General features: G+C 73.6%; 14 protein-coding genes and 1 pseudogene. 9 read left to right on the forward strand and 6 right to left on the reverse strand.

The window, feature by feature from the left end; all coding sequences use genetic code 11:
- A pseudogene (locus BU198_RS10135) lies at positions 1–447 on the reverse strand (GNAT family N-acetyltransferase); the annotation flags it as partial.
- Positions 448–577: 130 nt separating this feature from the next.
- On the opposite strand from BU198_RS10135, the gene fdxA reads away from it, so the two are divergent.
- Together fdxA and dapC are read left to right on the forward strand one after the other, a co-directional pair.
- Positions 578–904, forward strand: coding sequence for a ferredoxin (gene fdxA, locus BU198_RS10140; protein WP_030061559.1), 327 nt, complete (start codon positions 578–580; stop codon positions 902–904).
- 20 nt (positions 905–924) lie between these two features.
- Positions 925–2,073 carry a succinyldiaminopimelate transaminase gene (gene dapC / locus BU198_RS10145; protein ID WP_188296369.1) on the forward strand — a complete coding sequence of 383 codons (1,149 nt, stop codon included), beginning with the start codon at positions 925–927 and terminating at the stop codon, positions 2,071–2,073.
- Positions 2,074–2,289: 216 nt separating this feature from the next.
- On the opposite strand, the gene BU198_RS41975 is transcribed toward dapC, so the two are convergent.
- Both BU198_RS41975 and BU198_RS10155 read right to left on the reverse strand, forming a co-directional pair.
- Positions 2,290–3,093 carry a hypothetical protein gene (locus BU198_RS41975; protein ID WP_223244198.1) on the reverse strand — a complete coding sequence of 268 codons (804 nt, stop codon included), beginning with the start codon at positions 3,091–3,093 and terminating at the stop codon, positions 2,290–2,292.
- A gap of 304 nt (positions 3,094–3,397) precedes the next feature.
- A complete protein-coding gene (locus tag BU198_RS10155; RefSeq protein WP_317620049.1) occupies positions 3,398–4,453 on the reverse strand; it encodes a hypothetical protein in 1,056 nt (351 codons plus the stop codon).
- Between the two features lie 195 nt (positions 4,454–4,648).
- Here BU198_RS10155 and dapE point away from each other — a divergent pair, with 195 nt between their 5' ends.
- Positions 4,649–5,725, forward strand: a complete 1,077-nt coding sequence (gene dapE, locus BU198_RS10160; protein WP_188296507.1) for a succinyl-diaminopimelate desuccinylase — start codon at positions 4,649–4,651, stop codon at positions 5,723–5,725.
- Between the two features lie 109 nt (positions 5,726–5,834).
- Positions 5,835–6,644 (forward strand): TIGR00730 family Rossman fold protein, encoded by an 810-nt coding sequence (locus BU198_RS10165; protein ID WP_188296508.1) that lies wholly within the window; start codon positions 5,835–5,837, stop codon positions 6,642–6,644.
- A 9-nt stretch (positions 6,645–6,653) separates the two neighbouring features.
- Here BU198_RS10165 and folP read toward each other — a convergent pair whose 3' ends face one another.
- Entirely contained in the window at positions 6,654–7,466 is an 813-nt protein-coding gene (gene folP / locus BU198_RS10170; RefSeq protein ID WP_188296513.1) for a dihydropteroate synthase, read from the reverse strand.
- Between the two features lie 181 nt (positions 7,467–7,647).
- On the opposite strand from folP, the gene BU198_RS10175 reads away from it, so the two are divergent.
- Both BU198_RS10175 and BU198_RS10180 read left to right on the forward strand, forming a co-directional pair.
- On the forward strand, positions 7,648–8,088 hold the full coding sequence (locus BU198_RS10175) for a DivIVA domain-containing protein (RefSeq protein ID WP_188296509.1): 441 nt from the start codon (positions 7,648–7,650) through the stop codon (positions 8,086–8,088).
- Positions 8,085–8,675 carry a DNA-3-methyladenine glycosylase I gene (locus BU198_RS10180; protein ID WP_188296510.1) on the forward strand — a complete coding sequence of 197 codons (591 nt, stop codon included), beginning with the start codon at positions 8,085–8,087 and terminating at the stop codon, positions 8,673–8,675. The genes BU198_RS10175 and BU198_RS10180 overlap by 4 nt, the downstream gene beginning before the upstream one ends.
- 58 nt (positions 8,676–8,733) lie before the next feature.
- On the opposite strand, the gene BU198_RS10185 is transcribed toward BU198_RS10180, so the two are convergent.
- The gene (locus BU198_RS10185) at positions 8,734–9,534 is read right to left on the reverse strand and encodes an enoyl-CoA hydratase-related protein (RefSeq protein WP_188296511.1); all 801 of its coding nucleotides are present in this window, start codon (positions 9,532–9,534) and stop codon (positions 8,734–8,736) included.
- A 297-nt stretch (positions 9,535–9,831) separates the two neighbouring features.
- Between BU198_RS10185 and BU198_RS10190 the strand changes: the two genes are divergently transcribed.
- On the forward strand, positions 9,832–9,999 hold the full coding sequence (locus tag BU198_RS10190) for a DUF3117 domain-containing protein (RefSeq protein ID WP_014137929.1): 168 nt from the start codon (positions 9,832–9,834) through the stop codon (positions 9,997–9,999).
- Between the two features lie 172 nt (positions 10,000–10,171).
- Here the strand turns inward: BU198_RS10190 and BU198_RS10195 are convergent, their stop codons facing one another.
- Positions 10,172–10,804: an O-methyltransferase gene (locus BU198_RS10195; protein WP_188296514.1), complete on the reverse strand. Its 633-nt coding sequence runs from the start codon at positions 10,802–10,804 to the stop codon at positions 10,172–10,174.
- Between the two features lie 288 nt (positions 10,805–11,092).
- Here BU198_RS10195 and sigE point away from each other — a divergent pair, with 288 nt between their 5' ends.
- Both sigE and BU198_RS10205 read left to right on the forward strand, forming a co-directional pair.
- Entirely contained in the window at positions 11,093–11,815 is a 723-nt protein-coding gene (sigE, locus tag BU198_RS10200; RefSeq protein ID WP_401083735.1) for an RNA polymerase sigma factor SigE, read from the forward strand.
- A gap of 122 nt (positions 11,816–11,937) precedes the next feature.
- The coding region (locus BU198_RS10205; RefSeq protein ID WP_317620051.1) for a zf-HC2 domain-containing protein at positions 11,938–12,353 on the forward strand (416 nt) is incomplete at its 3' end.

Genomic DNA, 12,353 nt, shown 5'->3' on the forward strand with positions numbered 1-12,353 from the left:
CCAGGCGCGGACCGCCGCCAGCGCCTGAGGCAGCGGCAGCCCGGGGTCCCCGAGCGCCTGGACGGAGTTGGCCCGCCGGGTGAACCCGGCCGCGGCGCGCAGCGTCCACTCGCCGAGCGGCTCCTGCTCGACGGCCGGCCAGCCGCGCCCCGCGATCCGCTGGAGCTCGACCGGCGTGGTGACCGGCAAGGTCGCGCGTCGGACCGGAAACTGCGGTACCACCTTGCCTGCGACCAGCAGCTTCTCCGGCAAGAACACCGGATCGCCGGCGCGGGGGACGATCGTCAACCCATGATCGTCCCACGATGTGAGCACACCGATCGAATCCCGGAACACCGGCCGGTCGTCCACGAACTCCGAGAGGCGCCGTACGGACACGCGTCGTCCCACGTCAGAGCGATCTATCCGGACCTCGGGACGATCGTCCGCCGGGTTGCCCGTCGTCATCTGGCCACCTCCTGTGCATTTGCGGTCTCCGACCCGCGATACTAGGGGCGGGCATCGACGACGCCGCGCTCACCGCGCACGGCAGCAGAACAGAACGGGCCACCAGGCCCTTCCGAGGAGGAAAGACAGCGTGACCTACGTCATCGCGCAGCCTTGTGTCGACGTGAAGGACAAGGCGTGCATCGAAGAGTGCCCGGTTGACTGCATCTACGAGGGCGAGCGATCGCTCTACATCCACCCGGATGAGTGTGTCGACTGTGGCGCTTGCGAGCCGGTCTGCCCGGTCGAGGCGATCTTCTACGAGGACGACACTCCGGAGGAGTGGAAGGACTACTACAAGGCGAACGTCGAGTTCTTCGACGACCTGGGCTCGCCCGGCGGCGCCTCCAAGCTCGGCCTGATCGAGCGTGACCACCCCTTCATCGCCGCTCTGCCGCCGCAGAACGCCGACCACTGACGATCGGTGGCAGAACAGCTGTGAGCACCAACAGCACGCGCGCGCCGTTCCCGGGCCACCCGGGGGCGGCGCGCCGCGTTTCGGACAAGCTCCCGGTCTTCCCCTGGGACAAGCTGGAGCCGTACAAGAGGACCGCGCTGGCCCACCCCGGCGGGCTCTGCGACTTCTCCGTCGGCACCCCGGTGGACCCGGTCCCCGAGGTGATCCAGAAGGCGCTGGCCGCGCACACCGACACGCCCGGCTACCCGACCGTCTGGGGCCCGCTGGAGCTGCGCGAGGCGATCGCCGGCTGGCTGCACCGCCGGCTCGGCGCGGAGATCGGCCCGCAGGCCGTGCTGCCGACCGTCGGCTCCAAGGAGCTGGTGGCCTGGCTGCCGACCCAGCTCGGCCTCGGCCCCGGCGACCAGGTCGCCTACCCGCGGCTGGCCTACCCGACCTACGAGGTGGGTGCCCGGCTGTGCGGCGCCGAACCGGTCGAGTACGGCTCGGTGGACGAACTGGACGGCTCCCGGGTGCGCCTGCTCTGGGTGAACTCGCCGTCCAACCCGACCGGCCGGGTGCTGGGCGCGGACGAGCTGCGCCGCGCCGTCGAGTGGGCCAGGGAGCACGGGGCGCTGCTGGTCAGCGACGAGTGCTACCTGGAGCTGGGCTGGGAGGCCGACCCGGTCTCCGTCCTGCGTCCGGACGTCTGCGGCGACGGCCACGAGGGCCTGCTGGCCATCCACTCGCTCTCCAAGCGCTCCAACCTGGCCGGCTACCGCGCCTCCTTCGTGGCGGGCGACCCGGTGGTGGTCAGGGAGCTGCTGGAGGTGCGCAAGCACGGCGGCATGATCGTGCCGGCGCCGGTCCAGGCGGCGACCGTCGCCGCGCTCGCGGACGACGCGCACGTCGCCGAGCAGCGCGAGCGGTACGCGGCCCGGCGCTCGGCGCTGCGGGCGGCGCTGGAGGCGTACGGCTTCCGGATCGAGCACTCCGAGGCGAGCCTCTACCTGTGGGCGACCCAGGACCGCCCGTGCTGGGAGACCGTGGCCGAACTGGCCGGGCTGGGCATCCTGGTGGCGCCCGGCGACTTCTACGGTCCGGCCGGCGACCGCTTCGTGCGGGTCGCGTTCACCGCGACCGACGAGCGGGTCGCGGCGGCCGTGGAGCGGCTGAACGCGGGGCGCTGAGCCTCCCTGAGGGGCCGTACGGCGAAGGGGCCGGTGTCACGGACACCGGCCCCTTCGGCCGTTCCAGCCCGGCCGTACGGGAGCACACCCGGGCGGAGCACCGTACGGCCGCACGGAGCGCCGCCGGTGCGGAACACCGCCCGGCCGTACGGATCGCGGCCGGGCGGTGGTGCGGAGCACGGCCCGGCGCTGTGGCGCCCGGCCGGGCCGTGTGAGCTACAGCGGCAGCCCGTTGAGGCCGCCGCCGTTGAGGCCGCCCAGCAGGCCGCTGAGCGGGCCGAGGGCGCCGGTGAGGCCGGACAGCGGGCTGTTCTGGCCGAGGTCGGCACCGCCGAGGCGGTTGGCCGACCCGTGCTCGGCCAGGCCGAGCACGTCGGTGGCGGGCAGGTCGGCCGGCAGGGCCTGCTGGACCGAGCCGAGCGGCAGCGCGCGCTGCACCGCGCCGACCGGCAGCGCGTCGGCGACGGCGGTGCCGCCGGGGACGGCCCCGGTGAGGTTCTCGGCGCCCGGCACGGCCTGGGTGACCGTGCCGGCCTGGGTGAGCCCGCCGAGCGGGCCCGTGTCGGCGAGGGCGCTGCGGTTGCCCGTGCTCTTGCCGGTGACGGCCTCGCCGAGCTTGCCGGCCAGCGCCGAGGCGACCCTCGGGGTGACCGAGGAGAGCTGGCCGGCGGTCGCGGCGGTCTGGTCGACCGGAGCGGTCAGCGAACCGGCCTTCTCGTTCGCCTCGGGCAGCTGCTGGGCGACGATGTTGCCGGCGGCGTCGGCGGAGGCCGGTACGCCCGCGGCGACGGTGGCAGCGCCGGTGCTGCCGGCGGCCTGGCCGAGCTGGTGGGTGGTGTGCTGGAGGGTGGAACCGGTGTCGGTGTTGGTCAGCTGGCCCAGCGGTGCCGCGAGGTCGCTCTTGGGCAGCAGGGCGTCCCCGCCCAGGGCGGACGCGGAGCCGGCCGCGACCAGCGGGGTCGCTCCTGCGGCCACGACGAGCGCGGCCTGGGCGATCCGGCGCGTGAGGGAGTGAGACATGGGGCTCCTCGAAGGGGTCTGGGTCCGTCCCGTCCGCCCCGGGGACCGGGTGCGGACGACCGGGCGGACGACGTTGTTACCGCTTGAGAAGCCAGAAGGTTTCGGCCCGGGCAAGGAAGATGTCTGACCGACCATCGGATCGTACGACTGCGACGATGCCGTCCGCCGGGCCCGGTCGGACGCCGTCGAATCGGCCCCGGCCAAGGGGAGTGACGGTTCTCCACCCCGGTTCGCCGGAACGGGCGGCCGGTCCACCGGCGTTGACCCGAATCACCCGATCGGCGGCAACCCGAACACCTGTGCGTCAGCCCTTGCCGACCGGCGCCAGGGTGACCTGGACGAGCTTGGTCGAGGTGCCCGAGGTCTGCGTCTGCCAGCCGTCCTCGGACTTGGACTTGCGCCAGATCTTCCCGTCGTAGGCGACCGTCGCGACGCCCAGCTGCCGGGCCTGGGCGACGGCCCAGTGGGCCACCTCCCAGCCGATGGCCCGCTCGGCGCTCACCCCGCCGTCCGCGCCGGCGTCCGAGGAGGAGGTCAGCGCGGTGGTGGCCGGGTCAGGGGTCAGCGAGACCGCGTTCTCGGCGCCCTTGATGGTCGAGGCGTAGCCGGTCGCCGGGGTCACCGTGCGGCCGAACTCCCGGCGCACCCGGTCGGACAGCACCTGGGCCCGGTCCGGCGCCGCGACCGGAGCCGCGGTGGCGCCCGCGACGGCGGTGGCACCCGGGGTGGGGGAGGAGGAGTCCTCCGGGTCCGGCTTGGCGTAGTCGCGCACCACGCAGGAGAACGAGGCGGGCTCACGGCCGGCCAGCGCCGAGGTGAGCAGGGTCGCCTTGGTCTCGTGCTTGGCGTAGGCCTGCGGGTAGCCGCTCTTCTGCACCGTCTGCGCGGCGTCGGTCAGCGGCATCCGGGTGTAGCCGGGGACCTTGACCAGGCCGTCCAGGAACTTGTTGGTCGCGTACACCGGGTCCGCGATCTGCGCCGGGGTGCCCCAGCCCATCGACGGCCGCTGCTGGAACAGGCCGATCGAGTCCCGGTCACCGCCCGCGAGGTTGCGCAGCTTGGACTCCTGCATGGCGGTCGCCAGCGAGATCGTGGTCGCCCGGTCCGGCAGCGCGCGCGAACGCGCCACCGCGGCGATCGTGGCGGCGTTGGCGGCCTGCGGCAGCTCCAGCGTGCCGCTGCCCGCCGCGGTCTTCACCGTGCACTCCTCGGCCGCGTCCGGCTTGAAACCGAACCACCAGATCCCGACCACGGCCAGACCGGAGACCAGGGCGAGACCGAGCAGCCCCACGATCACCATCAGCAGGGCGCGCAGTGGCCCGCGGCGTCGAGTGGGCTCCTCTTCGTCGCCCAGCTCCACGCTGCTCCTTCTCCTGGCCACCGTCGCCCCTCTCGTGCCTGCTCCTTGATCCGACACCGTACCCACTCGGACGGATGTGCGGCGCCCTCCGGTTGCCGATTGCCCGCCCGCTCTCCTCCGGAGCGCCCCCGGTCCGGGGGGTGAGGCCGGTCCGGGGCACCGGGCGGCCGCCCCGTGCGGACTAGGCTGGCGCCCATGAGCAGCCCGAACCCGACGCCCCTGGACCTCACTCTCGACGGCGGCACGCTGACCGCCAGGCTCGTCGACTTCCCCTCGGTGAGCGGCGACGAGCAGGCGCTCGCCGACGCCGTGGAGGCCGCCCTGCGCGGCTACCCGCACCTCACCGTGGACCGTCACGGCAACAACGTGGTGGCCCGGACGACCCTGGGCCGCGCCGAACGCGTCGTGCTGGCCGGCCACCTGGACACCGTGCCGATCGCCGACAACCTCCCCTCCCACGTCGAGGGCGACCTGCTGTACGGCTGCGGTACCACGGACATGAAGTCCGGGGTGGCCGTCCAGCTGCGGCTGGCCGCCGGCCTGACCGAGCCCAACCGCGACCTCACCTTCGTCTTCTACGACTGCGAGGAGGTGGAGGCCAGCCGCAACGGCCTGGGCCACCTGGCCAAGGACCGCCCGGAGCTGCTGGCCGGTGACTTCGCGGTGCTGATGGAGCCGAGCGGGGGCATGGTCGAGGGCGGCTGCCAGGGCACCCTGCGGGCGCAGGTCAGGCTCACCGGCGTGCGCGCCCACTCGGCCCGCAGCTGGCTCGGCGACAACGCCATCCACCACGCCGCCGAGGTGCTCACCCGGCTGGAGAACTACCAGCCGCGCCAGGTGGAGATCGACGGCCTGGAGTACCGCGAGGGCCTGAACGCGGTCCGGATCGACGGCGGCGTGGCCGGCAACGTGATCCCGGACGAGTGCGTCGTCACGGTCAACTTCCGCTTCGCGCCGGACCGCGACGAGGCGGACGCGAGGAAGCACGTGCAGGAGGTCTTCGCGGGCTTCGAGGTGGTGGTCACCGACTTCGCCGCGGGCGCCCTGCCCGGCCTCGCCCAGCCGGCCGCCCAGGCCTTCCTGGCGGCCACCGGCGGCCAGGCCAGGGCCAAGTTCGGCTGGACCGACGTCGCCAGGTTCAGCACGCTCGGCGTCCCCGCGGTCAACTACGGGCCCGGCGACCCGAACCTCGCGCACAAGCGGGAGGAGCACTGCTCGCTGAGCGCCATCGCCGAGGCCGAGGAGCGGCTGCGCGCCTGGCTGACCAGCTGAGCCGGGCGGCCCGGCCCGGCCCGCCCGCGGTCGAACGCCACCCTCCGGTTGCCCAACCGACCTTCCCCCGTTGCCTGAAAACGGGGGAAGGCGGGCGTAGGGTTTCGTCATGACAGGCACAGGAGACGAGAAGCACTACGGCCACGGTCCCGAGCAGGTCGGGGTGCCGCGGAAGAAGAAGGCCTGGCCCGAGAAGCAGAAGGGTCCGGTGCTGGTGCGCCGGGACCAGGTCGGCACGAGCACCACGGACCAGCGCCTGCTGGACACCACCGGCCCCACCGACTGGCTGCACACCGACCCGTGGCGGGTGCTGCGGATCACCTCCGAGTTCGTCGAGGGCTTCGGCGCCCTCGCCGAACTCCCGCCCGCGATCAGCGTCTTCGGCTCCGCCAGGACCCCGGCCGACTCGCCGGAGTACGAGGCGGGCACGGCCATCGGCCGGGCCCTCGCCGAGGCCGGCTACGCGGTGATCACCGGCGGCGGCCCGGGCGCGATGGAGGCGGCCAACCGCGGCGCCTCCGAGGCGGGCGGGCTCAGCGTCGGGCTCGGCATCGAGCTGCCCTTCGAGCAGGGCCTCAACGAGTTCGTCGACCTGGGGCTGAACTTCCGTTACTTCTTCGTCCGCAAGACGATGTTCGTGAAGTACTCGCAGGGCTTCGTGGTCCTGCCCGGCGGCCTCGGCACGCTGGACGAGCTGTTCGAGGCGCTCACCCTGGTGCAGACGAAGAAGGTCACCCGCTTCCCGGTGATCCTCTTCGGCAGCGCGTACTGGGGCGGCCTCTACGAGTGGCTGAAGGACACCCTGGTCGCGCAGGGCAAGGCGGCCCCGCACGACCTGGAGCTGTTCCACATCACCGACGAGATCGACGAGGTCATGAAGATCCTCGCCGACGCCCGCCGGCCCGCGAACGAGATCTAGGCCCGAGCCCTAGGCCAGCCCCCGGCGGGCGACCGCCGGGGGGCGGGTGCCCCGGATCGAGGCGACCATGTCCAGCACCTGGCGGGTCTGCTCGACCTGGTGCACCCGGTAGACCCGCGCGCCCAGCCAGGCGGAGACCGCCGTGGTGGCCAGGGTGCCGAGCAGCCGCTCGTTCACCGGCTTGTCCAGGGTCTCGCCGACGAAGTCCTTGTTGGAGAGCGAGACCAGCACCGGGAAGCCGGTCGCGGTCATCTCCGGCAGCCGCCGGGTGGCCTCCAGCGAGTGCCGGGTGTTCTTGCCGAAGTCGTGGCCCGGGTCGATGATCACCGCGTCCCGCCGTACGCCCAGCTCCACCGCGCGCTCGGCCAGCCCCACGGTCACCCGCAGGATGTCCGCCATCACGTCCTCGTACCCGATCCGGTGCGGCCGGGTGCGGGGCTCGGCACCGCCGGCGTGGGTGCAGACCAGCCCGGCTCCGTGCCGGGCGGCCACCTCGGCGAGCTTCGGGTCCACCCCGCCCCAGGCGTCGTTCAGCAGGTCGGCGCCGACCTCGCAGACCGCCTCGCCGACCTCGTGCCGCCAGGTGTCCACGCTGATCACCGCCTCGGGGTGGCGCTTGCGCAGCTCGGCCACGAAGGGCACGGTGCGCCGCAGTTCCTCCTCGACGGTGACCTCGTCGCCGGGCCCCGCCTTCACCCCGCCGATGTCCAGGATCGCCGCGCCCTCGGCCATCGCCCGGTCCGCGGCGGCGAAGGCGGCCTCGTCGGCGAAGGTCGCACCCCTGTCGAAGAACGAGTCCGGCGTCCGGTTGACGATCGCCATGATCACCAGCTCGTCGTCACCGAATTCCCGCGGTCCCAGGCGCAGTGCCACCGATGTCTCCTCCACAGCTCCTGCGGGTGCGATGATGGCCCCCGGCCTCACTAAGGGACCATGCTGTCATGATCGGTGTGGTTCCCTGCCACCTCGTAGCGGACCGGCCGGGAGTTCGGGAGGACAGCTCGTGTTCTGGGTGATCGTGGTCGCCATGGCCGTGGTGGTCGGCGGTGCCGCCCTGGTGGCGCTCGGCGGGGGAGGTTCGATGCCGGAGGCGGCACCGGACCGCGTCTCCGCACGGCTGCCGCAGGACCGCCCGCTGGGCAAGGCGGACGTGGACGAACTGCGCCTGCCGATGGCGCTGCGCGGCTACCGGATGGACGAGGTGGACGACGTCCTGGACCGCCTCGGTGCCGAACTCGCCTACCGCGACGCGCGGATCGCCGAGCTGGAGGCCGCCGCCCACCTGCGCGGCGCCGTCGAGGCGACCGCCGCCCCCGACCCGGCGGCCGAACCGCTGCCCGGTCTGGAGGAGTTCGCCCAGGTGGTCGAGCCGGCCGTGGCGCTCACCAAGCAGCCGGCCGGGGAGCAGACCCCCGAGGACGCGAAGCCGGGGCGGGACCGGTGACGGCGGCGGACGGCGCGGTGCTCGGCGCGGACGGCCTGCGCCGCTGTGGCTGGGGCGACTCCCCCGAGGACTACCGCTTCTACCACGACACCGAGTGGGGCCGCCCGGTGCACGGCGACGACGCGCTGTTCGAGCGGGTCAGCCTGGAGGCCTTCCAGTCAGGGCTGTCCTGGCTGACCATCCTGCGCCGCCGGGAGGGCTTCCGGGCCGCGTTCGCGGGCTTCGAGATCGCCAAGGTCGCCGAGTTCGGCGAGGCGGAGCAGGAGCGCCTGCTCGCCGATCCGGGCATCATCCGCAACCGGGCCAAGATCGAGGCGGCGATCTCCAACGCGCGGGTCGCCCGCGACCTGGAGGGCGGCCTGGACGCGCTGATCTGGGGGTTCGCCCCCGAGCCCGGCCGGCCGGCCCCCCGCGCCCTGGGCGAGGTGCCGGCCGTCACGCCCGAGTCGACGGCGCTGGCGAAGGCGCTGAAGAAGGAGGGCTTCCGCTTCGTCGGCCCGACCACCGCCTACGCCCTGATGCAGGCCTGCGGCCTGGTCGACGACCACCTGGCGGACTGCCACGTCCGGACCGGCGCCCGGGGCTGACCACCGGGTCAGGGCCGGCCGGCCCTGACCCGCCGAGGCCGTCGGCGGCCCGGGTGCGTCAACGGCCCAGGTACGTCGGCTTCTCCTTGGCGATGAAGGCGCGCACCGCGATCCTGTGGTCCTCGCTCTCGCCGGCCAGCGTCTGCAACTCGTCCTCCTTGTCGAGGAGTTCGTCCAGCGAGTGGGAGGCGCCGTACGCCAGCGACTCCTTGACGGCGCCGTAGGCGACGGTCGGGCCCTCGGCCAGCTCGCGGGCGAAGACCCGTGCGGTGGCGGCGAGTTCCCCGGCCGGCACCACCTTGGTGGCCAGGCCCAGCTCCATCGCCTCGGCGGCCTTCACCGTCCGGGGCAGCATCAGCAGCTCGGTCGCCCTGGCGTGCCCGACCAGCCGGGGCAGCGTCCAGGAGGCGCCCGAGTCGGCGGTCAGCCCGATCCCGGTGAAGGCGGTGTTGAAGCCGGCCCGGTCGGAGAGGATGCGGAAGTCGCAGGCGAAGGCGAGCGAGGCACCCGCGCCGGCCGCCACCCCGCCGACCGCGGCGACGGTCGGCTTGCGCATCCCGGCCAGCGCCCGCACCAGCGGGTTGTAGTGCTCGGCGACGGTCCGCAGCGCTCCCTCGCCGGTCTCCTCGGCCCGCTTCAGCATGGCCAGGTGCTCGTTCAGGTCCTGCCCGACGCAGAACGCCCGCTCGCCCGCCCCGGTCAGCAGCACGGCCCGCACCGCAGGGTCGTCGGCCGCCGCGGTCACGGTGTCGCGCAGCGCGACCTTGGTGGCCACGTCGAGGGCGTTCATCGCCTCCGGGCGGTTGATGGTGATGACGGCGAGGCCGCCGTCCAGCTCGTACTGCACGGAATCGGACATGGGTGAGGGCTCCCGGGGTCGTGGCGGTGTCAGTCGTGTGTGTCAGGATGCCGGAGCACGCGGGGGCCTGGGGAGTGTGAGGTATCGCACCTTCCCGTGGCGTCCGCACCGCCGCCACGCCGGGGCTTATGACATGAATTGCGACGGTTGGGGGCGGTCCGGCCGTGGTTGCACCGAGAGTGATGTTGGTCATCAGCCCGTGGCATGCGGGATAATGGCTTCCGATCAATGCGTTCGATACCGGCGGTGGACGGACTGCCGGTGCGTAGCTGAGCGGTTGCAGGAAGGGGAACGAGCATGGCGGCCATGAAGCCGCGGACGGGTGACGGCCCGCTCGAAGTCACCAAAGAGGGGCGGGGCATCATCATGCGCGTTCCGCTCGAAGGCGGCGGACGCCTTGTGGTGGAGCTCACGCCTGACGAGGCCGACGCCCTCGGCGAGGCCCTGAAGAAGGCCTGCGGCTGACCGCAGCAGGTGCTCGCCATCTCCTGGGGATGTGCAGCCGGGCCCGGGTACGACGTCACGTCGGCCCGGGCTCGCGTGTTTTCCGCTCCGCCGGGGCCCCCGGTGGCCCGTGACCCCGGAACGGCCGCACAGGGGCCGCCCGGCGGCCTCTCGGTGGCCTTTCGGCGGCCGCTCAGCGCTTGATGGCGCAGAGCAGCCCGTCCGACACCGGCAGCAGCGCCGGCAGCAGGGCCTCGCTCTCCCGCACGTCCCTGACCAGGTCCCTGACCGCCCCGGTCTGCGGGTCCTGGAGGTCGGGCTCGGCCAGCCGGCCCTCCTGGAAGACCCCCTCGAAGCAGACCATCCCGCCCGGCCGCAGCAGCCGCAGCGCCTCCAGCAGGTACTCGCAGGACTCGGCCGGATCGCCGTCGCAGAACACTAGGTCGTACTGGCCGTCGGCGAGCCGGGGCAGCACCTCCAGCGCCCGGCCCGGTATGAACCTGGAGCGGTTGGCCGCGAACCCGGCCGCCTGGTACGCCTCGCGGGCCAGCTGCTGGCGCACCGGCTCCGAGTCGACGGTGGTGAGCACGCCGTCCGGCCGCATCCCGCGCAGCAGGTAGACCCCGGACACCCCGGTGCCGGTGCCGATCTCGGCCACCGCCTTGGCGTCCAGCGCGGCCGCGAGCAGCCGTAGGCAGGCCCCTCCGCTCGGGCCGATCGCCCGTATCCCGGTCCGCGCGGACTGTGCCCGGGCGTAGGTCAGCACCGCGTCCTCGCCCACGTAGGTGTCGGCGAGAGCCGCGCGTGCGGGCCCGAACTCGCTGATGGCTGCCTCTTCCGGAGCTCCGGGCGGCGACCCGGTGCCGAAGGATGTCGATATTTCCTGGCACAGGTTACTGGCCGACCGGGAACTGCGTACGGCGGCGGGCCGTTGTCATGACGGACCGGGTGCGGAAGTCCTCCCGGGCACTTTTATCCGGGCTTGACGGGTGAGGTGGATATGGTGGTGGCCCTGCTGGGCAGAAGAGCCGACCGAGGAGGTGTGGCCGAGGGCGACGTCCCTGTGCGGCGGCACTCCCGCGGCACCGCGTCAGCCCGTACGCCGAAGCCCGTGATGAACCAGCCTGCGCACTCCGACCTGGACCAGCCCGTCGCCGCGACGCCGGCCACCGAGGCGCCCGCCCTCGCGACCTTCACCGAGGGTCCCGACGCGCAGACCTGGACTCCGCCCACCTGGGAGGAGATCGTCGAGGCGCACAGCGCCCGCGTCTACCGGCTCGCCTACCGCCTGACGGGCAACCAGCACGACGCCGAGGACCTCACCCAGGAGGTCTTCGTCCGGGTGTTCCGTTCGCTGTCGACCTACACCCCCGGCACGTTCGAGGGCTGGCTGCACCGGATCACCACCAACCTGTTCCTGGACATGGTCCGCCGCCGCCAGCGCATCCGCTTCGACGCGCTCGGCGAGGACGCGGCCGAGCGGCTCGCCTCCCGCGAGCCCAGCCCGGCCCAGCACTTCAGCGACACCCACTTCGACGCCGACGTGCAGCACGCCCTGGACACCCTCGCCCCGGAGTTCCGCGCCGCCGTGGTGCTCTGCGACATCGAGGGCCTGTCCTACGAGGAGATCGCCGCCACGCTGGGTGTCAAGCTCGGCACCGTCCGCAGCCGCATCCACCGTGGCCGTTCGCACCTGCGCGCCGCGCTCAAGCACCGCGCCCCCGGCTCGGCCCCCGGCCGTGAGCGCCGCGGCGGCTCGGAGGAGCCGGTGCCGGTCGGCGTCGGCGCGGTCGAGGCCGCGGTCGCGCCCGGTGGGCGCGGACGGAGGCGGTCGTGAGCGGAACCAGCCGGTCCGGTTCGGACCGGTCGGACTCGTCCGACCGGCCTCCGACCCGACGGAGCTGGGGCCTGCCGGGCCGTCGCGGAGGCGACGAACCCGGTGAGCCCGTGCTGCCACCGGTGGCACTGCCCGCGGACACGGCGCTGCACGCGCTTCCCGTCCGCCCCGCCGCACCCGCCGTCGAGGAGCACCACCTCGGCGAGCGCCTCTCCGGCTTCCTGGACGGCGAACTCGGCCACGACTCGCGCGACCGGGTCCAGGCCCACCTGGCGACCTGCCCGCAGTGCCTCGCCGAGGCCGACGAGGGCCGCGCCGTCAAGCACCTGCTGACCCGCACCGGCACGCCCGGCCCGTCCGCCGGGCTGATGGCCCGCCTGATGGCCGTCGGCAGCCTCCCCGAGGACGCCCCGGCCGACCACGACTGGCAGGCCGGGCGCGGCCGCCGCGATGACGACGACGACCTGCCCGGCGGCGGGGTCGCCGCCACCGGCACGCTCGGCGGCAGCCGGCTCGACGGCGGCTCCTTCGGCCGCGG

It is taken from the genome of Streptomyces sp. CBMA156 (genome assembly GCF_014596515.1).
Lineage (GTDB): Bacteria > Actinomycetota > Actinomycetes > Streptomycetales > Streptomycetaceae > Kitasatospora.